This window comes from Shewanella sp. TC10, assembly GCF_009663145.1.
In the GTDB taxonomy this organism is placed as follows: Bacteria; Pseudomonadota; Gammaproteobacteria; order Enterobacterales; family Shewanellaceae; genus Shewanella.
Genome location: NZ_VKHR01000002.1, coordinates 130,579 through 156,263, shown reverse-complemented (window position 1 = coordinate 156,263; position 25,685 = coordinate 130,579). Strand labels below are relative to the sequence as shown.

The window sequence follows — 25,685 nt, the reverse complement described above, 5'->3', positions numbered from 1 at the left end:
AATTTAGATAGGTTCATTTAACACTCAGTTGATTTAAACACTTTCTGCTAACTGTACTAAACAGTTTTTAAAGGTTTCTTTCTCACCATTGGTATTAATCAATGCTGCAGAGTTACTTTCATGCAGCACTACTTTACCGTCACTGAAGACGTCAGCACTAACTAATAGGTAGTTTAATGTGCCTGTATATGTTTCAACACGGTAACCAGATGCTCGTGTTGATTGGCGAACCTCAAAATTGGTAAGTCCCCAGTGAGATTTGTTAAAACCATCTGTTAAGCAATCAAGAAAATACGGGACTTTATCTACATTGACACTACCTGAAGCGACAACAAAGAATTCATCAGTATCGGTTCTGTTGGGGGCAGCACATGCTACCAGCATTAGAGATAGTGAAATAGTCAGTAGGTTTCTCACCGTTAAATATCCTTATTTTTGTAATAAAAGGGTCAGAGTAAACTTTATCCTGACCTTTAAGCATTAGTTACACCACTGTCTTTCACAGGGTATTCCATCTCTATCACCGTCCATTTTAGTGTCAGGGCAGTACTTGTTGTAATACATTGCCTCATCACATGACCGCATATGGCTACAGTGGGTTTTGCCTGCCTCACAACGGAAATTCTGTACTGGCTTAAACTGCATTTGCTCAACGTCTTGGTTTGTCAGTACTGGCGTTGCGGTCATTTCTTTATACTTCTGAAATCCAAATATACCGAGGGCTAATATGACTAAGAGAGGAATAAGCATGCCGCTTTTTGATTTGTTATTGTCTTGTCGGTGATAAGCACTATTGGATTTGCGGCTAGAGATGACTGCGACACCTTCAATATTGGCTTTTATGGCTTTGACTTTGCCATCGCTTTGAGTCTCTGAAAAGTAGTTGATTTGGTCGCCAACGACTGGTTTTCTTGCCATGTGTTTGAGTATCGATATATGAATAAATATATCTTTATTAGCTGTTGAATCAGGTTTGATAAAACCAAAGCCTTTGTCGGCGTTCCAGCGAACAAGTTTGCCTTTTTCCATGTTGTTCAATGTCTATTCCTTAGATAATCTGCTGACTATAACTACAATCTTGGCAATTCAAGGTGTAAGTCTCTTTGCGCTTTTGTACTTTGGTATTTTTGCTGTGGCACATGGGGCAGGCTTGCTTCATGGGCGTATTTTTAGTGCATTGATTACAATTAATGTAATAACCGAACTTACCGTACATTGGGATGTAGTTTGTTGATTCACCACAATGTTTACAGCTTAGTTTTACTTGAGGAATGGGTTGAGCCTCTTGATAGACATTTGGAACTTGAGGCTGTGGTATTGGGGTGACTACTTCAGCTGTTGGACTTGATGTGGTTTGTTTATTGCTATTAATGTGGTTACTGATATCAATATGCTGACTGAGTAAGAAGTTACCTATGGAGTCGAGTTCTTGCTGGTTAAAGTAAGGTCGGGTGTCATAGACATTCACTTTGCGCAAAAGCTTATTTCCTAGCTTCATCATTTTAAGAAGCTTATCGACTAAGAACTCAGTTTTGACTAATTGTTCTGATACGGCTTTGGGCATGGTTTTACGATCAATGACTGCGGTACTAGATACTACGCATAGATGCTCCCAACAACGACCTTTAATACCTTGCTGTATTCCAAACATTTTCCCAAGTATTTCACCTTTATGATGGGTGAGTAGTTCTGTCAACAAGATCTGTTGCTGCTCTACTTGTTTAATCGGTGATGGCATGCCTGACCATTTTTGATTAAAGCTTCGAGTCCATTCACCTTGTTTATTAACCTTCACATTGCCTTTAATACTTTTTGATTCAACGAGCACAAAGCCATAGGGGTATATGATCAAGTGATCGATTTGGGCAGTTTCATCATTAAAAGTGAATTTGAGATCATTGATGACCAGAATTTCGGGGTTGTCTTTAAAGGCTCGGCGTAAAAAGAAGGCCACGTTTTGCTCTTGCTTTTGACCAGCAATAGCTTGTGGTGAAACCGTATTTTGCAGGGTTTTAGTTTTGAGTATCATTTATCAACAGCATCCATTCATAACTTGATAAAAATAACTACCATAATAAACAGTTATAGATTGATAAAGCTATTATTATTGATTGAATTTGTAGAAAATAGCAGTCAATTTAAACCGTTAATAAAATCATCCTCAACTACACACATTCATGGTTAAAGGTTTCGCGTAACGGATAACGGCTTTGAGTAAAAGCCTTGAGAGTTATACCAAGGTTTATGGCATACTGGTTCGCATGCTATGGATCATTCTAATTATTGTCATTGCGGGCTGTGTTTTCTTGCCAGGCTTGTGGGTTAAGCACATCATGAGCAAGTTTCAACAGCCTGCTGATCGCTACCGTCAGCAAGGTAGCGGAGGTGAATTTGCTCGCCATATTCTAGATCGTTTTGGCCTAAATGACGTTAAGGTTGAAGAGACGCCTGACGGTGATCATTATGATCCCACCGCTAAGACTGTTCGCCTTTCGCCAGATAACTATTCCGGTCATTCCCTGACTGCTGTGACTGTCGCTGCCCACGAGGTTGGGCATGCTCTGCAGGATTCTCGTGGCGAGTCTTTGTTTTTGATGCGACAGAAGTTGGCTAAAGCCGCTATGGTCGGTGAGCGTATTGCAGGCATAATGATGTTCGCGGCGCCAGTGGTCTTAATGCTTACCCGTATACCGCAGGCTGGCGCATTGACCATATTAATCGGCGTGCTGTCGATGGGGCTGAGCACTGTTGTGCATTTGGTGACCTTGCCGGTGGAGTTCGACGCCAGTTATGGCAAGGCGCTTCCCATATTAAAAGAGGGTAACTACCTGCACGACGGTGACCTAAAACATGCGGAGAAGATCCTCAAGGCAGCGGCGCTAACCTACGTGGCTGGCTCGCTGGCCAGCTTACTCAATCTTGGCCGCTGGATAGCGGTATTGCGTCGCTAATAGCTTTTATCGACGGAGCGCCAAGTGTCAGGGGTGTGCTCGGCTAGTTAGTTAAAGAAAGAGGTTTTCGAAAAATAGGTGGGTCAGAGTAAACCTTTCAAGCTATCTCAAATGGATCTGCTAGTTAAATGCTTCTCTTTCGTCTGGCGTGGGCGAAGCACCATGACTTTCTGTCTTCAAAAGTAAGTTAGAAAGTTAGGGCTGAATAAACATCTCACAGAATCATACCACTTCATTTTACCGTCAGATTGCAACTCCCTTATAAAACTAATTTCATCAGCCACAATAGGCTTTCGAGCTATGTGTTTTAGTGTAGTGATTTTGATAAAAACATCTGCTTTATCACTGCTAGTTGTTTACTTAATAAAGTCAAAGACTGTTTAAGAACCACTACGCATATGACAGTTACTATTTAGGATATAGCCCGATCATTTAAAAATTTTTCTTGAGTTTCATCAAAGGATTTTCAATACAAATGTGTAAAATATATGCACTTAATACACTCGATAAAATATAAATTACTATGAATTGCAATATTGAGTTCGAAAACTTAAGACTACAGGGGATAACGACCATATGAATAGCGTAAAGTGGATATGAAATCTTTGAGATGAAGTGACTTATTTTTGAGCTTAGAATTTTATTGATTACGCTTTTAGAGTAGATAGCTCCGAGGATTAATAAGCTATATAAGGCGATAGATATTGCAATTATGAAGATAGTAAGAGTCCAGTTAGCATTATCACTAGCATAGCTTTGCGAGGATAATATAAAGATAAGTGATGCTAGAGAAAAAAGAACGACGATATTTCCTTCATTTTTTATCCATAAGGGAATTCCACCTCTGGTATAGAAGGTAGCCAGTATTATACCTATAAAAAGCCCCAAAAAAGCGTAATGAAATGGTGCTCTGAACTCCCAAAAAAAGTGGCTATATGAAATGAAGTCGAGCTCTTCAGTAAGAGCTATATATTGGCTGTAAAGTATTAAACAAATAATGGTTAAAGCTATTATCAACAGGAGTTTATTGTTAACTTTTAAAAAGCAATAAATGATGAAGGGGGCCAAAATATAAAACTTAATTTCAGAAGCCAGGCTCCACAGGGATACAATAAAGTTAGAGCCTAAGTAATCTTGTAAAAATACGCTGTGAATAGCTAGATCATAGGTAATATTATGGCTATTTATACTATATATACTTGCAGGCAGTAACAGTACGATGCCAATAGAAGCATAGTATACTGGCAGAATTCTAATACACCGCTTATAGACGTAGCTTCTTATGAAGTTCTCGAAGTTTGAAGATTTGCTAGGCCATCGGTTGTGCAAATGGTAACCAATTAAAAAACCGCTTAATACAAAAAACAAATCTACACCGCTCCAACCATTAATCATGAAAATCACAAAAGGAGAGTCGATATTAATATTGAACTTTTCTAAAGCTCCTTTAACTCCATGACGAAACAAAACTAGTATAATTGCTAGAGCTCTTATTCCAGAAAGGGATTCAATCATCTTAGGCGTATTTGTAATAATCAATTATTAGCCTATATGTTTTCACGTATGGACTTTTTTCTAAGCTTCCAGATACATGTATCTACGATATAGTGATGGAAATTAATACTTTGGTAAGCAATGACAATTAAAGGTAATGATGTGTAAGGAGAAAGCTGCTTGATAGACCAATCTATCCCAGAGTAAAAGAAATAAGTAACGAGAATAGAAACGGAGAAATAACAAAAAACTCTTAGATATCCTTGCTGGCTTAACCAAGAAATAACAGGGTGGTGTTTATCAAATCCTTTTCGAAATTTCTGTGAGTTGTAATGCCATACAAAAGAAATATATTGAGAGTTATGCCATATGTTGATAGCAAGCCAACCAACATTAATATCGATGAATAAAGCATAAGCTACCCAGTATATTGTTTGGTGGCTTAGTAAATACCCAAAATGTCTTGGTTTTAATTTACCGCTACGAAGAGCTCCAATTTGGTTATAGAGCCATATACACTGAAGAATAATTGCCATACAAACTAATGCGATAGCAACAGACATAGATATTGGAAGAGTTCTTACCTCCATAAATAAGAACGTATTTGGATTCCTTGCTGACATGAATGAGAAAGCAGCTATAGGTACTGCATAAAATACTATTCGATTAAATAGTTCATTGCCGCCTTCACTGCTTTGGATTTTATATCGTATGGCTTTTGACACGCCTTCGCTTTGCCGTGTGTAATGCCACCATTGCCAATGTAGGTATATAGTTGATATTAGCCATGCAGAGTTAATATAAATACATGTAAAAACAAAAGCTATTACAATGAATGGTAAAACTAAGGTCAAAAATCGCGTTTCTGAATCACTTAATTGTGATATGCCTAGCCTTGTATAGGTTGAAATGACGTGATGATAACCTAAGAAAAATATATTTAATGAAAATATAAGGTTATACAAAATTGAGGAGGCGTTAGCTATAGCTGCAACTGCAATAGCAAATATAGGCAATAGTAAGATAAAAAATACATCAAATTGAGGATTTCTAAAAGAAGAGTGTGAAATCGCTGACATTAAAAAAATCCTTTTATTTTCAGGGAAAATAACTTCTTAAAAGAGCTCAATGACATTTGAGTTGCTTACTTACAAAAAAGAATACTTACTGTCAGTCTACCATTTTTTTGTTTTTGGTCATTACTATTTCTTAACAATTGTTTTAGCATCTGTTCACAGTGTGCATATCAAACACTCTTACAAATTTGTGTCTTTGCAGCATCAAATGAGTAACTGTCACAAGGTGAGTGGCAACGCAAAATATTGCGGCATTTTCCTTTCCTAACAAATTTTATATCTATGTCTTGATTCATTGATTAAAGGGGACGAAATTTTAAAAAAGAATAAGTTGGGAATAAATGAGGACAGAGCAAACTCTTTCAAGCTATCTCATTATTGCTATTGTATTTTTGTATATGTCGCAGAGAACGACGCATTACTCCGCCACGCTGAAATGATTAAGGCTAGAAACATAAAGTCCTGGTAAGAAGCCTTTCTCTACAGCGATTTATCTTGCGCCAAAATGTAAAATTCATTGCTGTTCTGAGTGTGTACGGAGTTAGTTAACCTATTCGGCTTTATGTGTATTGTCCCTTTGACAGTATTATTTGCGCCGGTTGGTGCATCGCTCGGGGCAAAACTGGATGCTGCTAAATTGAAGAAGATCTTTGCTTTGGTATTACTCTTTACGGGGTTACGTATGTTGATACAACCTTTTCTATAGCATGTTTATATAGCTTGCTATTCAGGCATTCTATGTAACTTCCTAGTTAGCTGTCTGTTTAGCTTCTCACTATGGTGTTTCACTTTAGGAGGATTGGACAAGTGCTCCGGTTGAGCACTTGCCATTAACCTTTCTAACACTGGGTTTATGCTTTTATCGTTCCCTCATCAAGAGCTCTTGTCGAACAATGTCAGCTCCTGCTGTTAATGCTTGTAACTTCCCTCGTGCGACATCACGGGATAACGGTGCCATGCCGCAATTAGTGCATGGGTACAGTTTGTCAGCATCCACGTATTTAAGGGCTTCACGTAAGGTGTTGGCGACTTCTTCTGGTGTTTCAATGCTGTTAGTGGCGACATCAATAGCGCCCACCATCACTTTTTTACCACGAATTAACTCAAGTAGTTCGATGGGCACATGGGAGTTGTGACATTCAAGCGAAATAATATCGATATTAGATTGTTGTAACTTAGGGAAAGCTTGCTCATATTGACGCCACTCAGTACCTAAGGTCTTTTTCCAATCAGTGTTGGCTTTAATGCCGTAGCCATAGCAAATATGCACCGCTGTTTCACATTTAAGCCCTTCAATGGCTCGCTCTAAACAAGCGATCCCCCATTCATTTACTTCGTCAAAAAATACATTAAATGCAGGCTCATCAAATTGAATAATATCAACGCCTGCAGCCTCTAATTCTTTGGCTTCTTGGTTAAGAATTTTGGCAAACTCCCAAGCCAGTTTTTCACGGCTTTGATAATGGGCATCATAAAGAGTGTCAATCATGGTCATAGGGCCGGGTAGTGCCCATTTGATGGGTTGATTAGTTTGTTTTCGCAGTATTTTTGCGTCTTCAACAAACACAGACTTTGGCCGAGAAACCGCACCGACTACTGTTGGAACGCTGGCGTCATAACGGTCACGAATTTTAATGGTTTTACGCTTTTCAAAATCCACACCCGTTAGGTGCTCAATAAAGGTGGTAACAAAGTGTTGGCGAGTCTGCTCACCATCGCTGACGATATCAATGCCAGCTTGTTGTTGCTCATGCAGTGATAAACGCAGCGCATCGTGCTTACCGTCAATCAACTCTTTACCCTGTAATTTCCACGGTGACCAAAGCGCTTCAGGTTCTGCCAGCCATGAAGGTTTAGGTAAGCTACCAGCCGTTGAAGTTGGCAGTAATGGTTTCACTGTATTTGTCGTCATAAGTGCTGCTGTCCGTTTTGCTAAAAGTGTTTTGATTGCGCTTTTTTATTCATGTGCTTGATATTTATGCACTTGCTATTAGCGCTGCTGATTAAAGTGAGTGGTTAGGGCCTGTTGATCTTTCGAGGTTGTTTTTGCAGCGAATTGTTGGTCATTTGTACAAGGCAGAGACTTTGTGGTGTAGTTATTCTACATAAAAAGTCGATAACGCAGTAAAAATGACCAACAAACTCTGCCCGAAGGGTTCGACTAAAAGCGTTTTACTCTTTGTTGAATGAACTTTGCTTAGATGACTAGGCATCAATTCATCCGCCTCGATTAAAACGCTTTTATTTCGAACAAAACTTAACCAGCGAAGATCAACAGGCCCTAGCAGACCATTGCTCTAAAATGGCTTGATACGGTTTGATGAAGTACTCCTCAGCAAACTTACCCTGTTTAATGGCTAATTTACTGCGCTCATCTCGGTCATAAACAATTTGAGTTAATGAGTGATCTTGATTACTCAAGTTAGGTTGATAACAGTTACCAGCGACTGCATTAGCGTTATAAATTTCAGGACGGTATATCTTTTGAAACGTCTCCATGGTGCTGATGGTGCTGATTAACTCAAGGTTGCTGTAATCATTGAGTAAGTCTCCAAAGAAATAGAATGCTAAAGGCGCCACACTTTTAGGCGGCATAAAATAGCGCACTTGTAGACCCATTTTTTTGAAATATTGCTCGGTTAACGACGACTCATTTGGTTGGTACTCATATCCCAATAATGGATGTTGATTGCCCGTGCGCTGATAGGTTTTGTTATCTGAGACACTCAGGCATATTACGGGTGTTTTTTTAAAGTGCTGTTTATAGGTGTCTGAATTAACAAAATACTTGAACAGTTTGCCGTGTAAGTCACCGAAGGTATCAGGAATGCTAAATTGGCTTTGGCCTTTATTATGCTCATACAGTAATACGCTAAAGTCATAATCTCGCACATAAGATGAGAAGTTATTGCCGACTATGCCTTCAATACGCTCGTTAGTTTGATGATCAATAATATGGGTTTTTAATACTTCAATGGAAGGAAACGTCTGGCCACTGTTTTCAATTTCCATATCAACAGAGACAATTTCAAGTTCAACTGAGTAACGATCAGCTTTTGGATTGTCCCAATAAGCTAACGCATTAAAACTATTATCAATCATCTTTAACGCATTACGTAAGTTCTGTTGGCGGCTTTCGCCTCTAGCCAAATTAGCAAAGTTAGTGGTAATACGGGTACTGTCTGACGGCTGGTAGTTCTCATTGAGACAGATGTTTTTAATCGTAAAAGTAAATTCGTTATTCATGATGTTCTGGTATCCCATCTTGTGTAATCAAAGCTGAATATTGGCTATTTCTTTTAGCATTTTGCTGCCTTCTGATAACGCCCAATAAGTCGTTTCAAGTATTTCTAAACTGTGTTTGATTTATACGTGTTTCATTACTTGATGAAAATTGATTAAATTTCCGCAGCAACATGAGCGTTGTTCATGTTGAGTTTTCTAGGAGAAGGAAGTGCTAGCGTCGACTCAGGTTTTATTAATTTTTTGATTTAAATTATGAGTTTGCTGGCGAGTTATTTTTTATTTATTTTCTTAATTCATAATTTATTGACCTCTTTTTACAGGGGAATCATTCCTCAATGTGGTTTATTTAGTAAATATCAAAAAATAATTTGACCTGTGTGCTACACATAGGTTTTAAGATGAAATGAGATTCAACAATATTAATCTGATTGTGAATTAAACGGTTTGTATAGATACGACTTATTTAGAGTTATTTAAGCGTGAAGGAGAATAAAAATGCTGACGACAGAAATTGCAAATTTAGTTGGAGTGACTCCTGAAACTGTGCGCTTTTATACTCGAAAAGGGCTCATTAACGCGAGTAGAGATCCAAGCAATGGATACAAAATTTATGACCAAGCGGCGGCTGATAAGCTGATGTTTATTACTCATGCTCGCAATATTGGATTTAGTTTGAAGCAAATTGAAGAAATTATTGATTCTTCAAGCAATGGTAAATCACCTTGTCCTACAGTCAGGGAAATGCTGAATAACAAAATCGTTGAGACAAAGCATAAAATCGAGCAATACCAACAACACTTAGTGTTAATGGAAGAGACTTATGCACAGTGGCAACTTGAGCCCGACAAGACGCCAAATGGTAAGTCTATTTGCTGCCTCATTGAAGACTGGTCTGATAAACATCAAGTTAATTTCACTAAGGAGAAACCTAATGACAACTAATCAATTTTCTCTGCAACTCAATGGATTATCTTGCGGTAAGTGCGTTGCCAAAATGACGACTGCGCTAAAAAACCATGATGCTAATATCGTGGTCAATGTAAATGGTGCTAAAGATAGGGCCGAACTGACAACAACTTTGACCGCAGAGCTGGCAATTGAGGTGATATCCGGTGCTGGTTATCAAGCTGCCTTATCTAAGGTTAAAGCATACCAAACGACAACGGCGAATGTGTCTTGCCAAAAGTGTGTAACCAAAATAACTAACGAATTAGTGGCACTTGATAGTCATGCAGAAGTTACTGTCGATATTAGCTTGCAACAAGTCTTTGTTAAGTCGGCTGTATCGGCACAAGAAATAGAAACGGTATTGGCATCATTGGGTTATAGCGGCGCTGCTACATTAAGCGCAAACACCGAATTAGCATCAGCTAATTATGATTCAGCGCCTACTCCTGAGCAATTAGTCACTCCGAAAGCGTTAAAACCAACTGAACCATCTCAAGCAAAAATGGTTTCCCTTGCTCTCATTGGGGTGACTTGTGCAAGTTGTGTAAATTCAATTGAAACAGCGCTCAAAACCTTAGTGGCTAGTGATGCGATTAACATTAATTTTGCTAATAGAACTGCAACGATAAACAGTCAGCAACCCGCTGAAAATCTAATTACAGTTATTCAAGAGGCGGGTTATGACGCCACTGAAATTCTTAATCAAGATAATGCTCACGAGGAGAAGGAACAGCGAGAGCGGAAAGAATATAAACGTAAAATTAATCAAAGCATTGTAGGGCTTGGGTTAGGTGTTCCGTTAATGATTTATGGCCTATTAGGTGGGCCAATGCATGTAAATACTGCACTTGAGCAAGTGGTTTGGCTCGGAGTGGGGGGAATGACTTTCCTTATTCTTTGGTTTGCTGGGCGACATTTCTTTACTGGTGCTTGGAAGGCTTTGGTACATAGAAATGCCAATATGGACACCCTAATTGCAATAGGTACAGGCACGGCTTGGATATATTCAATGGTTGTTGTTCTAGGGCATCAATGGCTCCCAGAGAGTGCGAAGCATTTATATTTTGAAGCCACCGCTATGATTATTGGGCTGATTAATCTTGGTCAAGCATTAGAGCTGAAAGCGCGGGGGAGAACCTCTGAAGCGATTAAGAGGTTACTGGATTTAAAAGTTAAAACCGCGGTAGTGATCAGGGCGGATGGTGAACAGTCTATCCCAGTTGAGCAAGTGGTCATTGGTGATCGTATTCGAGTTCGTGCTGGAGAGAAAATTCCTGTTGATGGGGTCGTTATTGAAGGGAAAACAACCATTGATGAGTCTATGCTCACAGGAGAGCCTATATCTGTAGAAAAACAAGTGGGTGATACAGTTTCTGCAGGCACGATTAATGGCCAAGGTAGCTTTACTTTTGAGGTGCAAAAAGTAGGAGCAGATACTGTGTTGTCACAGATCATTAGTATGGTGTCTAATGCTCAAAGCTCTAAGCCGCCAATTAGTCATCTAGCCGATAAGGTGTCAGCGATATTTGTCCCAACTGTAATGATTATATCTGTCGTTACCGCTTTAGCTTGGTATAACTTTGGCCCTCAACCAACGCTTATTCATATGATTGTGGCGGCGACTTCAGTGCTTATTATTGCTTGTCCTTGTGCATTAGGACTAGCCACTCCTATTTCAACCATGATTGGTGTAGGTAAAGCGGCTGAGTTTGGTGGCTTAATAAGAAATGGTGAAGCACTGCAGCGAGCAAGTGAAATCGATACCGTGCTGCTAGATAAAACCGGAACAATTACCCAAGGTAAGCCACAAGTTACTCATTATCAGACTTTTTCTAATGAAGATAATTTACTCGACATGGTTGGGGCGATAGAAAAAGGCGCAAATCATCCTCTTGCCCATGCATTAATGAATTACGCGAAGCAACATTCATCTGAGTTAAGTAACAATGCAACAAGTAAACTGCTAGTGAGTGACTTTGAATCTTTGACTGGGATGGGAGTTAAGGCTAAATACTCCAACAGTTTAATTCTTCTTGGTAATGCAAAGTTACTAAAGCAATTTGGAGTTGCGATAGAGCAAGCCGATGAGCTTGCATTGAAATGGGAAAAATCCGCTAACACAGTCGTTTACGTGGCTGTGGATAAACAGCTAAAAGCCATCTTTGGTATTAGCGATCCTATCCGCGAAGATGCTGTTGATGCTATTGCTCGTTTTCATCGTCATGGAATAAAAGTGGTCATGTTAACAGGTGACAATACTCATACAGCGAAAGCCGTGGCGGAAAAAACCAAGGTTGATGAATATTATGCTGAGCTGATGCCAGAGGCGAAACTTGACTGGATCAAGCAATTCCAGGCCCAGGGCAGGGTGGTTGCGATGGTTGGCGATGGTATTAATGATGCGCCAGCATTGGCACAGTCTGATGTGGGTTTTGCCATTGGTGGTGGGACTGATGTGGCTATCGAAAGTGCCGATATCACCTTAATGCGCAACTCACTTCATGGCATTTCAGATGTGATTCAAATCAGTGAGGCTACGATAAAGAATATTAAGCAAAACCTTTGGGGAGCCTTTATTTATAACTCCATAGGGATCCCAATTGCCGCAGGGGTGCTATTCCCGATAACAGGCTGGTTACTCAGTCCAATCATAGCGGGCGCTGCGATGTCGTTGTCATCAATTACAGTTGTCACCAATGCTAATCGCTTACGTTTTTATTCGCCCAATTCAACAGCGCAAAAACATTAGGAGGCTAATATGTGGATAAATTTAATCGGTATCAGCTTGATTATCTTGATCGTATGGTGGTTTTGGGGCAATAAAAGCCGATAAGCTCTACTGATATTAGGCTTGTTGATGTTTTCGTGGAGTGAACAAAGGCATTTAGGTGTGAAAGTAGATTCGTTATTGATGATGGTGTTTTTTTGTGAGTGATTATGGGGGCGAAGATATCAGTTTTATAAATTGTGTAATATAGTCGTTTTGTACTATGGACAGGATTTATTAGATAGATAAGAGTATCTATTCAAAGGTTAAAAAAGGAATTTATAATCATGAATATTAAATCTTGTACAAAGGTGATAACTGCAATTCTAGCTTGTTTACCTATGCTTACTTTTAATGTGCTAGCAAGCGATAATCAATTAAAAGAATGCCACACCGATAATTGCAAAGAATACTTTAAAGCTTACCGACTATTGACGAAGCGAGGCCATTCAGAAGCGATGGCAACATTGGGTGAGTTTTATTATGCAGGTTATGGTACTGAGAAAAATAATAAAAAAGCTTTAAAATGGTTTCGACGAGCAGGTAAATATGGCGTAATGTCAGCAAAGCATAAGGCTGGAGTCATTTATCTGCAAGATCCTGAACTTGAAGATATAGAGGAGGGGATCGATTTCTTACAATATGCGTCAAACAGAGGCTTTTCTCCTTCATCTTTGTTATTGGGTAAAATTTACCTAACAGGAAGCTTTGTTGATAAAGATTTAAAAGCTGCTGATGAGCTACTTTCATTAGCTTATGAGTCTGATAACTCAGTGGCAATAGATTATGCGGAACTTCTATACAGCCACCCTAAATCTAAAGACCTACCATTAGATAATTTATTTGCCATGGTTGAAAAAGATAACCTGGTATTATTAAATGAAAATGGAAACGATCAAATTAAATTCCCTAAAAATGAAATGGAAACAATTACAGTCACTACTGAATCATTTGAAGGCTTATTTAATAAAAGAATTGCAGTATTGAATAATCAAAGACCGGATACTAAAAAAGGCACAGGGACTAATATAGCAGGCATGACATGTGCTGATTTGTGGGCATGTAGTAGTGAGCAAGATGGTGAACGGATCAGAGATGTATTGCTTTCGGATTGGGGATTAATTGCTCAAACATTCCGTTTACAGTAATTCCCTTCATATTCAATTATTGATACGCAACCATACAACCACTTGAGGCATAGAAGCTTCAAGTGGTTTTTTATTGAGTTGACTAAAACTTTGCTTGTAGTGACTGAATTTTAATTTATGTTTTTGCGGTTCAATATTGGTTAATATTTTCAGATGGTTATGCAATAACATTTAGCTAAAAAATTTAAGGCCATTTATATTACGAATGGCACCTCCCAAATTAGCTCTCTTTAATGGCAAAATTGTTACTAAAGAGTGCTTAGGTTGAGTATGACGTTTCAACTGAGAATATTACTTCTCTTTTAAGCTAATTCTCAGATACATTTATTACAATTAACTTTTATCGTATTTTTACCAGTGAAGAGGGATTTGTTATCAAGGATACTAATCATTCAGCCGCCACAGCTAAGTCTCGTAAGCCTTTGGTTGCGCTAGGAGTCATTGCTTCGATTGTGATTTTAATTGCAGTGGTATTCAGTGTATTGCCAAAAGGCTTTAAAACTACTCATGAGGATATCGGTTCTGGTAAACCCGTATTAGTATTTGTTTATGATCCTAATCTTGCGGTAAGTAACAGCCAGACTGAGCAAATGAATGCGGCGCGTGCGACCTTGGGCGAAGATGTATCGTTTTTGATTGCGAGAATAGGCACGCCAGAGGGTGATCAGTTTATTGCCAAATACCAAGCGAGACCTGCGGAATTGTTAATGTTTGAACCAGCAGGCAGTTTAACTAAAAGGCAGTATGCGTTAATGCAATCTAATGAAATATTGCGCTGGGTTAAGTAGCTATTCATTTATTCGCTAGCATTTTCTGACGATATATTTTTATAAAACTGGCTTATTAGGGTCTGCGCACTTGCATAGGATTATTTTTAAATAAGTTGCAGTTAATAGCAGTTCAGCGATATCGACTCAGTAAAAGGGTGGTTGAATAGAAATATTCAACCACCCTTTTATATATGAACTATCAAGTTTTGGTCATTTTTCTAAAGCTACTTTTTCTCAAGCTACTGACTGGTCTTCTTAAGCCAATATCCATCGGCTTCTTCAATAAATTGGTCTCTATTTTCTAACCAGTTTTCTCTTACGCTCAAGCTGTAGTTTAAATAAAGCTTGTCATCAAATACGGTAAAAGCGAGTGGGTCACTGCTGACGACAAAGCCGCTGCTCATGGCATAGGCACAATAACCGCCGTATTGCGGGGCATAACGCTCAGGGGATTGCTCAAATTTGGCTAAATGTTCTTTGCTGGCAAATAACCATTGTGAACCTTGATATTCAGCTTGAAACTCTGCGCTGCCTTTAACGGCTTTATTTTCAGTAAAATAAGCTACAACATCATAGCCTGTGACAGCATAACCACCCTCATTATAAACAGGTTGATTGCCTAAGCTGGTGCAGCCTAGCATAGTAAAAGCCAATAAAAGTGGCAGTATTAGTCTTATCAGTGCTTTCATTTCAAGTCCCTTGAAGGTAACCCCTCGTTATTGCATCGCTAGCGAATGAGTTCAGCCATTTGATACATTGTCTTTTTTAATGAGACCTAGTGAAGCTAGAAATCATTTCACTTGAGCGAATATTAATGAATGACATAGTAAAGGTAGGGATAGATAGTATTTAAGGTGATGTAAGTTTATTTATTGTAATGCATATTCACCTTGGCTGAGCTAGCTGGTTAATCTGCGTAACATGGTTTCAGAGGTAAAACCGCGTCGCTTTGCTTAGAGGGTATATCGGCGGAAAAATGAGGTAATTCGCATTTGAGTTGGCTTTTAGAGCCTTTATCGCCGACTAGAGTAAAGTGCACGCTATTGCCACATTTGCCTAAAAACTCGGTGATAAGTTTCCCCTGCCTTTAACTGCAAAAATCTACGTTTCACAACCACTGCTTTAAAGCACACATTTACATTTTAATCGTACACATCTTTACCTATTGAGTTTAGACATAATCATGCCAAGTTAAACGAATGAGTCTGCCAGAAAGTGAGTACTAGCAATCATCGTTTATTGGTCACGATGTTTTGAATATTGCTTTTAAAGGAATGAATTATGGATGCTACCATCCCTCCAATAGTAGAGTTCTTGAGTGTATTTGTCTTAGCAAGCTTTGGTATTTTAGGCTTGGTCGCCTCTGTGCTTTTTTACCTGAATATTGGACTGCGTGAGCCAATACTGAATTCAGATAATTATGAACAAAATTAAATTTTTATGTTCATTAACTTATGCGCGACAGTATTCTAGTTTGGCGTTAATGGACTGCATCTTCTAAGGTATCTTAGATATTGGACTAAGCTAACAATCTCACAAAAATAGTGAATTTTTTGTAACTAACTTCATACCTATTCAATGTCATGTCATTGCAATGCGCATTGTCCTTCACTGAGCTCGTTGGTTAACTTGCGCAGCATTGCTTCATCAGTAAAACCACGGCGTTTAGCCAATACATGTCCTTGGGTATCAAGTACTAAAGTGGTTGGGAAGCCTTTCACGCCACCGCTTTTACGTACAAACATTTTATTGCTTTGCTTAGAGGGTATATCGGCGGAAAAATGACGTAATTCGCGTTTGAGTTGGCTTTTAGAGCCTTTATCGCCGACTAGAGTAAAGTGCACGCTATTGCCACATTCGCCTAATAACTCGGTGATAATTTTGCCCTGCTTTTTGCACCAACTGCAATCTGGCTGAAAGTACATCAACACGGTAGGTTTTTCAGCATGGTAACTCACCGAGGATTGACTGGTGCGCAAATCCTTTAATTTGATTTGCGCCACAGAAAGCTCTGCGCTGTTTGATTCTGCACTAGCAATGCCACTGACAACAAGGGTTGCCAGTAGCACTAGGCAGTTAAAGTTTGCCTTCAATGCCAACATAGAATTCACGACCGTGAAGTGGACCATAGATGTAAGCCACATCGTAGCCGCCATCTGCATCATAAAACAGTGGTGATTCACCTTCTTCTATTTGGGTGTAGTCAAAGATATTAGATAAGCCGCCATAGACTTTGATGTTATTGGTCAGGCTGTACTGCACTTTAATTTCCGAAACGGTAAAGGCTGGTGCATCTTGGCTTTTAAGTGAGCTAGGGTCACCTTTGATGTCGTAGCCTTCATAGCCATATTCGGTTAAGTCACGCTCGCCGAACCAAGTCGTGTTCCAATATACTGTTAAGTCATCGGTTTTATATTCAAGTTCAATACCTGCACGCGTTTCTACAGGTGCAATAGAATAAGATGAGCGGAACACATCGTTGTAATCAAAATATTCAAGACTACCGTTTACGGTTAACTCATCTGTCAGGCTGTAACCTGCGACTAAATCTACTGTGGTCACTGATGCATCTTCATCAAGTTGTGACAGAACAGGTACACCGTCTTCATTTTCCTCAAGCGATGCTAGGTTTTGCACGTTTGAGTGAGCGATTGAGAAAGTGCCCGTTAAGGTGCCTGCATCATAGCTTAAAGCATAGTTAGCTGAAATTGATTCTTCTAAAGAATCGACTTCAATTAAGTAACCTTTTTCAGAATCTAGAATACCGTGGTCAGTTTCAAAGAAAGATAGTGGTGCGCGGTAACCGCGACCTGCAGACAGGCGAGAAGTCCATGTGTCGCTATGGAAATAACGCATATCGACGCGAGGTGCGACAAAGGTTTCATCGATTTCAGTGCCAGGCTTTTTCTCATCAACGAAATCAGCAGTGACTTTATCAACACGAAGCGCCATCGCAATTTCTATATCATCAGTTGGCGTCCATGTATCTTGGATGAATATGCCTGCAACGTCATAATCGAATGAGTCACTGACATAGGCTTCAACTTCATGCAGTGCATCAGTATGTGAACGCATTTCTTCAGTACGGACATCGGCGCCGTAAGTTAAAAAGTGGCTGTCGTTAAGTTCTGTATCGAACTTAGCACGAGCATAGTACATGGTGTCTTCTGCGCGGTAATCTATGCCTTCATAAAATGAGTCTTGCTTATGTTTGGCATAGCTGACTGCAAATTCAGATGTGGTGTAATCTGATAACTCACTAAGTAGCTTGATGTAAGCTTCGTCACGATTGGTTTCAATCCACTCAGTGGTTTCCCACGCTTTACCAATGTATTCGTTTCGGACATCATCACCGACGAACAAGCTGTCAGATTCAATGCCATCGTAGCTGCTAATGGCTTCTGAAATCGAACCCACATTATCGCCAATTACTGGGCCGCCAAACACTTCGCTACGTACTTTAGCAATACGAAGATGGACATTGTTTGAATCATTTAAATCGTGGCTGACTAGAGAACTGATAGTGTAGTTTTCTTGAAAAGGTGCTTCACTCACACCATTATCGTCATGGTCTTCTTGATCTTGTTTATCATATTGACCAATCAAGGTAATACCGGTTTTACCGTCTTCAGAAATACCCGTTGCCATACCTTTCATTGCAGTAAAATCGTGCGATCCTTTAGCGATATCAACCGAAACTTCACTTTCGTACGCTTGCTTAGTGACAATATTGACAGTGCCGCCGATTGCTTCTGGTGCAATCAGTGAAGCACCTGCGCCACGAGCAATTTCAATGCGATCAACACCAGTTGTTGAGATAGCGTCGACTGCATAGTAACCAGAGATCATAGTATGGGTTGGTAGACCATCTACTAGGATAGTGGTGTGTTCGCCTTTCATACCATTGAGCATAATACGCTTAACACCACACATTGAGCACTCATTGGATACATTAACGCCGGGCTCATTGTTAATAGCATCCGTTAAGCTAAGTGCATTCTTGTTTTGGATCATTAACTCATCTAACACTTCAGTTTTTTGGATGACATCTTTCAATCTGCCATCTTGCTGAAGTTTTTGACGGACGCCTCTTACCTCAATTTTTTCGATTTCATCTTGGGTCGCTGTTGTTTCAGCTTGGGTCGAGAAGGTGAGTGCACTGAGCACTGCCGCTGCTAAAATTGAATGCTTCATATTGTCAACTTTTGTCAAGGTTAGTGTGGTACTTGTTGGTTTTATGTTGAGCTTGTTAGGTTTACTGGGATGGTATGGTTTCAATGTTGATAACGCAAATGATAATGATTGTTATTTACTTGTTGTGTGGGCTTGCGCACAAAGCTGACAATTAGCAGGGGGTTTTAGCTGATCTAGATCAATAAAAGTGGGAATTAATTTTGCGGTGAAAATCACTTTGATGACATGTTTTGTTGGTAAGGGTAAGGCTTTTGTCGTTATTGTGCTGTTTGGTAAGTTAAAAGTAGTGTTTTATACGTGCAACTATCAGCCTTGAAAAACGGGAAGTCCGTAATAATATTGCGTTTAAATTTTAAGTGGAGTTATTGCGAACGGCCTGTTCTTCAATTAAAACATGCATCTATCGAAGATTTATTGGTTCGGTGTTACCATTGAAAATATAACAATAATTTAGCATTTGTTTTTTTATGTTTAAGCGAACCAGAGCAAATAGTAAGTCTTACAGGGGATCTGGCTGCGGTATTTTTTCGCGCCTGAAATTAGCGATCTCATCTATTTTTGCAATGCTCTTTCTGTTTGTTAGTGGTTCACTTTTTGCTGAGACCATTGATATTCCAAAATTCACCCAAGGTAGCTTAGGAAAACACACTGAATACTTCAGAGAGCAAGATAATAAGTTATCGCTCGAAGCCGCGCTAAAAGTCTTTGCATCCAATAAATTGTTACATGGCACAAGTAACTCAATTTCGTTAGGGATTGATGTTGCACCTGTTTGGATGAAATTCACCATTAACAATCGCTCCCCATTGGCTCAACATTATCGTTTATCTGTCGAAACTCCTTGGATTGATTACATTGATACTTGGCTTATTCAAGATGGGAAAATGGTTAAGCACATCGCTGGTGGCGATGGATATCCTTTTGAGTCAAGACCGATGCAATATCGTTTTTATGCTTTTGAGCATGAGTACTTAACTGGTCAGACTGAAGTGATAATGCGAGTAGAAACCAAGGGGCCGATGGCTCTGCCGGTACAATTTAGCTCAGTTGAACAAGCAATACATCGAGATATTGCTAGTGGATATCAATATGGTGCGCTATACGGGATTATGTTGGCGTTGGCACTTTATAATTTGGTGTTGTTTGGGTTTATTCGTCAGCGGGAATATGGACTTTACGGCCTGTACCTACTGGGTTTTGTGCTAAATAGCTTGTCCTATACCGGGCAGCTACACACTATTATCACCTATGATTTTGGAGCATATTTTCAAGATTGGCTCGATATCTTTTTAATGATCACCTATAGCGTGGCTGGTCTACATTTTGCTCGTGCGCTATTACACACTAAGGATTACGCGCCTAAGCTAGATAGGTTTGTACTGCGCACCACTCTGTACATTCCTTTAGGTATGTTTGTTGGTTTTGTATTTAATCATTTATTCTTTTCGATGATCTTGGCGTTTATATTGAACACCTGCTTTGTAATGTTATTTATTGCAATGGGCGTTAAAGCACTGCAAGCCCAAAAGCCTTTTGCGGTGATATTTGTTTTGTCGTCAGTGACCGCCGCAGTATGTATTACTATTTCGACTTTGGCTGTTGCTGGTGTGTTAGTGCCATATAACGATTACACCTTTAAAGCGATCGAAGTAGGGATGGCTTTTGAAGCGATTTTACTGGCATCGATTCTAGCAAGACAGTTCAGAATGGCGCAGATTGATAAACTGATTGCCGAAAAGTACGCTCGCACTGATCCATTGACTGAGCTTAATAATCGCCGCGGATTTAAAGAACTCACTGAGTCTAAGTGGCAAGATATTATTGAGGACCAGCACAATGTTTCAATAGCGCTCATCGACATTGATTACTTTAAACAAGTTAATGATACCTACGGTCACAATATTGGTGATGAAGTCCTCAAGCTGGTAGCAAAAGCCATTGCCGATAGTTGTCGTGAAGGTGATATTGCGGCACGTTGGGGAGGAGAAGAGTTTATTGTTTTTTTACCCAATACCTCACGGGATGGCGCAATTATGCAAGCTGAGCATATCAGAGAAACCGTCGAAAATATCTCGTTCTCTACGTTAAACAGTGAGCTGCTTTTGACTGCGAGTATTGGTGTTGCAGGCACTGTCGCGGGTAAGTTTGAGCTCTCACCCACTTACCAAGACACAATAGAATCATTGGTAAAAAGTGCCGATAGAGCGCTTTATATTGCTAAGCATGATGGTAAAAATCAAGTCAAAATAGTAAGTTAGTTTATCTGTAATACTTCTAAACGATGGGTTTTAGTTATCTTAAATCTATGCTGTATCTTGTGAGTTTTTTGTAGCTAGTCGGTTAGCTTGATTGTGCCAAAATGCAAACAATGGTGGTAATCAATGTGCGTAAATATATATTGTTTATTATCAGTATGTTGAAATATCCTTGTGTCATTAATGCTTAATAAATTCTAAGCAAATCTTTCATATTTGAGAATTAGCCTTGCCCGACTTTTAGCCGTAATAGGAAAACTCAAGTGAAAATGAAACTTAGCGCATTGTGCGTATCAATGGCTCTTTTAGCGGGTTGCTCATCAGACTCTGACGATGAAACTGTTGTTGAAGAAAGAAATGGCCAGTGGCTTGTGGGCGATCTACATGTTCATAGTGCTGTTTCTAATGACGCTCGCGATACCATGGTGAACATTCTTTATCATGCATTTGATGAGTTCGATATCGACTACGTGTTTTTTTCAAATCACATGAGAGTGCGTGGTAACGACCACCAGGATAACGATATTGGTGAAGTACTTTATGCTGATCGCTTGCAGCAGTATGAGCTTCCAGAAATTCGTTCGCTGCAAAATCGTTATTATCAAGACAAGATCATTACCACTACATTTGAGTGGGACTTCCCAGGCTTTGAACATTACAACATTGGTATTATCGGTACGCCAGAAGAGCAAGATGACATTATCGAAGCTGTGAAGTTATTTGAATATAAGTTCAGTAATGAAAACGGTTTAGAGCATTTCGATCCTCAAGATGTTGCCCGCTGGACTGAGCAAGGTATTGAGCGCTATAACACCGAAGCTGATGCCGCTAAAGCGTTAACTTGGCTGCAAGAAAACTACCCTACAACCAGCTACGGCATGTTGAATCACCCTCGTCGATATGCTAATACCTATTCGCTGGCTGATGTACGTGACTTAAATAATAGTGCCCCAGATATTTTCTTCTTAATGGAAGGCATGGTCGGGGGACAATTCCACCCTTATGCTCGTGGTGATTATGAAGGTGGCAGCGCTGGGTTATTTGGCGGTGCAGATCCTATGGTTGCACATGTTGGCGGCTGGTGGGATGCGCTTTTGAGTGAAGGGCGTCAAATTTGGAATGTATCCAATTCTGATTACCACTTTAAAATCAGTGATGGTGGAGAATATACCAGCGGTTACTTCCCTGGTGAGTACTCTAAAAATTATGCCTATGTCACTGAAGGTGAAGATGAGTTAGCAGTGCTTGAAGCGCTTCGCTCTGGTGAAATGTTTGGCGTAACAGGTGAGTTGATCAACGCATTAGAATTCACAATTAGTGCCAATGGCCAAACGGCATACATGGGCCAGCAAGACTTAGCTGTCTCGAAAGGTGACACGGTCACCGTGGATATTCGTTTCCAAAGCCCAGAATATACCAACCAAGAAATCACTGTCGGTGACGGTATCTTCGGCAGTGCAATTAACCCAGGTGTGCATCATGTTGATTTAATTGCAGGTTCAATAACGGGTATTGTTGATCCATTTTCTGAAAACTATGACAGCACGGATAATAGTGATGCTAGCGTGATTAACAGTTTTACCGAGCAAGATTGGCAGCTTGATGAAGAAGGCTACTATGCCATGTCTTACACGTTCACAGCAGAAGGGAATCAGTACTTCCGTCTTCGTGGAACTGCACTTGATTACAATGAAGAAGGTCTAACTGTTGATGGTGAACCACAAAAGTGGGAGTCAATGGTTAAAGAGGAAGACGAAACGGATCATCAAATCCAAGATCGTGCTAATAAGCTGATTTATCGCGATGTATGGTTTTACTCTAACCCAGTCTATGTCAACGTGAAGTAAGCGTTACAAGTACTGATTATCTATAAAACAGTGCAATATAGAGCAGTGGCATACACTGCTCTTTTTTATTAAAGAAGTGAATTATGAAACCTACATTAGCCTTTCTATTATGTTTGTTATCGTTTTATTCTGTGGCTTGTGATGATCACTCACACGGTCATTCACACAGCCATTCTCATGAACACAAAAATAGCCTCCCGAAAGGTGTAGAGCTTACCTTACCGGCAGTTGCTGAGGGAGATAATGGCAAGGTTGAGTTTGATATTCACATCGACAGTGAATTTGATATCGATAATCTCGCGATTAAGTTATTACCCAATCCAAGAGTGAAATTAGTGGGCAATGGGGAGCAGGTGATTGAAAATCAACTCGCTCATAAAGTAAAAGCGGAGATTATTTCGGGCCCCCGTGGAGCAATTAGGGTCGTCGTCTCAGGGACGATAGAAGGTAAAGCCTTCTTGGTCAGTCGTTTTGTTATGCTCGCTTAAGTTAACAAAGCATGTTGAGGTAACATGGGTATAAAGCATGTGGTTTGATAAATATCGCTTTTATAAAATGCTATAATAAAAGCGATTTAGGCCAATGATTTACTGATTTTATTAGGGGCAATTTACTGATTTTATTAGGGGAAATTTAGTTATTAAATGTCAATTTACTGATTAAATTTCAATTTACTGATTAAAGCACTGGCAATGCTTTTATCCGCTTGAAATTAATTTAAATCTATATTTATAGCCTTCTTTTCAATTCATTCGTCTCAACTCATCTGTCTCAACTTATTCGTCTCAACTTATTCGTCTCAACTTATTCGTCTCAACTTATTCGTCTCAACTTATTCGTCTCAACTTATTCGTCTCAACTTATTCGTCTCAATTTAATACCTTGGTTAAAATAAATTTAATTGTTGAAAACAATTGTAGTGGTAGAATGCGCATCGCAAGTTATCAACCGATATAGACCATTTCCTCCATTACTGGATCAGAGCATTTATGAAACGGATTTTACTCTCCACTTTGTTGGCATTTTCAAGTTCAGCTGTCGCTGTTGAGCCTTTGTTTGAAACCCCTGAAGATATGGAGCCGACTTGGGTCGATGATATATTGTCGGTGTTCGGCGCTGATGGTGAATTTGATGATAGTAAAGCCATTGATATGAGCTATCTACCAACCGCGTATTACACTCCTGAGAAAAAGTTTGGCGTTGGGTTGCTGATGGTGGGTTTATACAAAACTGATGGCGCAACTGCTGAAGAACAGCCTTCTTCATTGGTGCTGAACTCTTTTGTGTCGATGAATAACTCCTATGGTATTGAAGTTGAAAACATGACGTTTTTCAACGGTGGCAAACAAAGGCTGTTACTGGATTTAGAGCTATACAATGAAGCTGCAGTCTACTATGGCCAAGGCATTGAAGATGGCAATATCGATGCCAACCACCATGAATATGAAGAGCAAGCTTATAGCTTTAAACCTCGTTGGATGACAGAAATTGCTGACAATTACTTTTTAGGTATTGGAGCGGATTTTACTTATTCTAGTGCTGAAAAACTGGAGTTAGTTGAAACGGGTGAGCCGGTTGACGAGAACAACTTATTGCCGAGCAACTTCAGCTCAGGTGTGGTCGTTACCAGTATTTATGATTCTCGCGATTATCGTTTAAATGCCACCAAAGGTTGGTTGTTTCAAATTGATGCAGGCGTATATCAAAACAGTGAGTATTCTTCGTTTTCAACTTACAATGTTGAGCTTGCCAACTACATCGATTTAAGCTCTACATCTATTTTAAGTAATGCACCTGGTCTTATCGCTTGGCAAGTGCAAGGTCATTTTACTAATGGCGATGTGCCGTGGAATTTGTTACCTGACTTAGGTGGCTCTAGCGCAATGCGCGGTTTTATTAAAGGCCGTTACCGTGACGAGCAAATGATGATGGGCCAAGTTGAGTATCGTTTACCGATTTTCCAACGTTATGGCATGGTATTTTGGGGCGCTGTGGGCAGTGTCGCTCCTTCAGTGAGTGACTTAACAGATGAGTTATTGGCATCTTACGGCACCGGCTTTCGCTTTAAAATTAAAGACAATATCAACTTACGATTTGATGTTGGTGTCGGCGAAAACGAAACTAACTTCTACCTTAATGTGAATGAAGTTTTTTAATCTAAATCACTCAAATTGTGTTTGAACGTAATAGAAATAGCAGAGAAGTAATGAGCGTATTAAAACTGACAATAGCAGTAAAATTAGTGCTGGTGGCTATCTTGTTTCCACTTTGCACCAATGCATCTGAACAGGATGAAGCTGTAGAAAGTCAGTGTAGCCGTACTTCTCACTATGATATTTATTTGAGTGGGATCCACACGGGTACCATGAATCGAACGGAAAATTGGCAAGGCCAATCTGCTGTTGTTACTTCTACTAGTAAAGCCAGTATTTTAGGGATAGGCACGCAATACGATCAGCGGGCTGAACTGTCTTGGTCTAATACCCGCGATGAGTGGGTTACCGATAATTTTCATCAACTGGTGACCGGTTTTCGTGCCAGAGATATGAAAGTGTCTTTAAGTGAGGACGGCCTTGAGTCCGAGGTGGATATTGATGGCGATATAGAGCGTTATAAGTCTGCTCATATTCCGCTTAGAGATGTCGATACTTTAGCCATTCAAATGCGCCAGCTGTTACTGCAAGGTCGTAGCCAGTTTGCGTTAGTCAGACAAGCCTCAGACGATGTTGAGCCATATCAGTTATATGTAAAAGCTGCGATAACAGCCACGATTGAACCATGGGGAGAAATGACCTTAATTCCTGTTGAGCAATCAGGTGCTGAAGAAGTCACTTATTATTTCGCCCCAGAGATGGATTATCAATTAGTCAGAGCTCGCTATCATGGCCTGATCCTTAAGGGGTTAATTGAGCTTAATCAATACCACTCAACATGTGAGCGACTGACACAATAACTGCTTGCTACTAACTCTTGCTTAAGCTTGCTGTGA

At 39.8% G+C, this 25,685-nt stretch carries 21 protein-coding genes and 1 pseudogene; 12 read left to right on the top strand and 10 right to left on the bottom strand.

The annotated features are described in order from the left end of the window. Positions 1-33 precede the first annotated feature (33 nt). The 3 genes from FNZ24_RS01370 to FNZ24_RS01360 form a co-directional block, all read right to left on the bottom strand. The gene (locus FNZ24_RS01370) at positions 34-417 is read right to left on the bottom strand and encodes a hypothetical protein (RefSeq protein ID WP_153912622.1); all 384 of its coding nucleotides are present in this window, start codon (positions 415-417) and stop codon (positions 34-36) included. Between the two features lie 63 nt (positions 418-480). Next, positions 481-1,029: an excalibur calcium-binding domain-containing protein gene (locus FNZ24_RS01365; protein ID WP_153912638.1), complete on the bottom strand. Its 549-nt coding sequence runs from the start codon at positions 1,027-1,029 to the stop codon at positions 481-483. Between the two features lie 19 nt (positions 1,030-1,048). Beyond that, positions 1,049-2,029: a nuclease-related domain-containing protein gene (locus FNZ24_RS01360; protein ID WP_153912621.1), complete on the bottom strand. Its 981-nt coding sequence runs from the start codon at positions 2,027-2,029 to the stop codon at positions 1,049-1,051. A 181-nt stretch (positions 2,030-2,210) separates the two neighbouring features. On the opposite strand from FNZ24_RS01360, the gene FNZ24_RS01355 reads away from it, so the two are divergent. Further along, complete coding sequence (locus FNZ24_RS01355) at positions 2,211-2,951, top strand: zinc metallopeptidase (protein WP_228768333.1); 741 nt, start codon at positions 2,211-2,213, stop codon at positions 2,949-2,951. Positions 2,952-3,383: 432 nt separating this feature from the next. On the opposite strand, the gene FNZ24_RS01350 is transcribed toward FNZ24_RS01355, so the two are convergent. Both FNZ24_RS01350 and FNZ24_RS01345 read right to left on the bottom strand, forming a co-directional pair. Next, positions 3,384-4,490 (bottom strand): acyltransferase family protein, encoded by a 1,107-nt coding sequence (locus tag FNZ24_RS01350; protein ID WP_153912620.1) that lies wholly within the window; start codon positions 4,488-4,490, stop codon positions 3,384-3,386. An 8-nt stretch (positions 4,491-4,498) separates the two neighbouring features. Beyond that, positions 4,499-5,524: a hypothetical protein gene (locus FNZ24_RS01345; RefSeq protein ID WP_153912619.1), complete on the bottom strand. Its 1,026-nt coding sequence runs from the start codon at positions 5,522-5,524 to the stop codon at positions 4,499-4,501. Between the two features lie 541 nt (positions 5,525-6,065). Between FNZ24_RS01345 and FNZ24_RS21605 the strand changes: the two are divergent. Further along, positions 6,066-6,227 (top strand): annotated as a pseudogene (locus FNZ24_RS21605) (sulfite exporter TauE/SafE family protein); the annotation flags it as partial. Between the two features lie 153 nt (positions 6,228-6,380). Here FNZ24_RS21605 and FNZ24_RS01335 read toward each other — a convergent pair. Together FNZ24_RS01335 and FNZ24_RS01330 are read right to left on the bottom strand one after the other, a co-directional pair. Continuing rightward, complete coding sequence (locus tag FNZ24_RS01335; protein WP_153912636.1) at positions 6,381-7,418, bottom strand: methionine synthase; 1,038 nt, start codon at positions 7,416-7,418, stop codon at positions 6,381-6,383. A gap of 374 nt (positions 7,419-7,792) precedes the next feature. Then, positions 7,793-8,767: a DUF1852 domain-containing protein gene (locus tag FNZ24_RS01330; protein WP_153912618.1), complete on the bottom strand. Its 975-nt coding sequence runs from the start codon at positions 8,765-8,767 to the stop codon at positions 7,793-7,795. A 495-nt stretch (positions 8,768-9,262) separates the two neighbouring features. Between FNZ24_RS01330 and FNZ24_RS01325 the strand changes: the two genes are divergently transcribed. From FNZ24_RS01325 to FNZ24_RS01310, 4 genes are all read left to right on the top strand, one after another. Continuing rightward, a complete protein-coding gene (locus FNZ24_RS01325) occupies positions 9,263-9,709 on the top strand; it encodes a MerR family transcriptional regulator (RefSeq protein ID WP_153912617.1) in 447 nt (148 codons plus the stop codon). Continuing rightward, a complete protein-coding gene (locus FNZ24_RS01320; RefSeq protein WP_153912616.1) occupies positions 9,699-12,464 on the top strand; it encodes a heavy metal translocating P-type ATPase in 2,766 nt (921 codons plus the stop codon). The genes FNZ24_RS01325 and FNZ24_RS01320 overlap by 11 nt, the downstream gene beginning before the upstream one ends. Positions 12,465-12,769: 305 nt before the next feature. Further along, positions 12,770-13,630 (top strand): tetratricopeptide repeat protein, encoded by an 861-nt coding sequence (locus tag FNZ24_RS01315; protein WP_153912615.1) that lies wholly within the window; start codon positions 12,770-12,772, stop codon positions 13,628-13,630. Positions 13,631-14,082: 452 nt separating this feature from the next. Then, positions 14,083-14,418 carry a hypothetical protein gene (locus FNZ24_RS01310; RefSeq protein WP_228768332.1) on the top strand — a complete coding sequence of 112 codons (336 nt, stop codon included), beginning with the start codon at positions 14,083-14,085 and terminating at the stop codon, positions 14,416-14,418. A gap of 221 nt (positions 14,419-14,639) precedes the next feature. Here the strand turns inward: FNZ24_RS01310 and FNZ24_RS01305 are convergent, their stop codons facing one another. After that, positions 14,640-15,089, bottom strand: a complete 450-nt coding sequence (locus tag FNZ24_RS01305) for a YHS domain-containing (seleno)protein (protein WP_153912613.1) — start codon at positions 15,087-15,089, stop codon at positions 14,640-14,642. 592 nt (positions 15,090-15,681) lie between these two features. Between FNZ24_RS01305 and FNZ24_RS01300 the strand changes: the two genes are divergently transcribed. Continuing rightward, positions 15,682-15,834, top strand: a complete 153-nt coding sequence (locus tag FNZ24_RS01300) for a hypothetical protein (RefSeq protein ID WP_153912612.1) — start codon at positions 15,682-15,684, stop codon at positions 15,832-15,834. 152 nt (positions 15,835-15,986) lie between these two features. On the opposite strand, the gene FNZ24_RS01295 is transcribed toward FNZ24_RS01300, so the two are convergent. After that, positions 15,987-16,502 (bottom strand): TlpA family protein disulfide reductase, encoded by a 516-nt coding sequence (locus tag FNZ24_RS01295; protein ID WP_194944969.1) that lies wholly within the window; start codon positions 16,500-16,502, stop codon positions 15,987-15,989. After that, complete coding sequence (locus FNZ24_RS01290; protein WP_153912610.1) at positions 16,477-18,594, bottom strand: TonB-dependent receptor plug domain-containing protein; 2,118 nt, start codon at positions 18,592-18,594, stop codon at positions 16,477-16,479. Before FNZ24_RS01290 ends, FNZ24_RS01295 begins: the two co-directional genes overlap by 26 nt. A gap of 467 nt (positions 18,595-19,061) precedes the next feature. Between FNZ24_RS01290 and FNZ24_RS01285 the strand changes: the two genes are divergently transcribed. From FNZ24_RS01285 to FNZ24_RS01265, 5 genes are all read left to right on the top strand, one after another. Next, on the top strand, positions 19,062-20,852 hold the full coding sequence (locus tag FNZ24_RS01285; protein ID WP_153912609.1) for a sensor domain-containing diguanylate cyclase: 1,791 nt from the start codon (positions 19,062-19,064) through the stop codon (positions 20,850-20,852). A 266-nt stretch (positions 20,853-21,118) separates the two neighbouring features. Next, the gene (locus tag FNZ24_RS01280; RefSeq protein ID WP_153912635.1) at positions 21,119-22,696 is read left to right on the top strand and encodes a hypothetical protein; all 1,578 of its coding nucleotides are present in this window, start codon (positions 21,119-21,121) and stop codon (positions 22,694-22,696) included. A gap of 83 nt (positions 22,697-22,779) precedes the next feature. Then, entirely contained in the window at positions 22,780-23,184 is a 405-nt protein-coding gene (locus FNZ24_RS01275) for a hypothetical protein (RefSeq protein ID WP_153912608.1), read from the top strand. Between the two features lie 501 nt (positions 23,185-23,685). Further along, positions 23,686-24,852, top strand: coding sequence for a BamA/TamA family outer membrane protein (locus tag FNZ24_RS01270; protein ID WP_153912607.1), 1,167 nt, complete (start codon positions 23,686-23,688; stop codon positions 24,850-24,852). 50 nt (positions 24,853-24,902) lie between these two features. After that, positions 24,903-25,649, top strand: coding sequence for a hypothetical protein (locus FNZ24_RS01265; protein WP_194944968.1), 747 nt, complete (start codon positions 24,903-24,905; stop codon positions 25,647-25,649). Positions 25,650-25,685 lie beyond the last annotated feature (36 nt).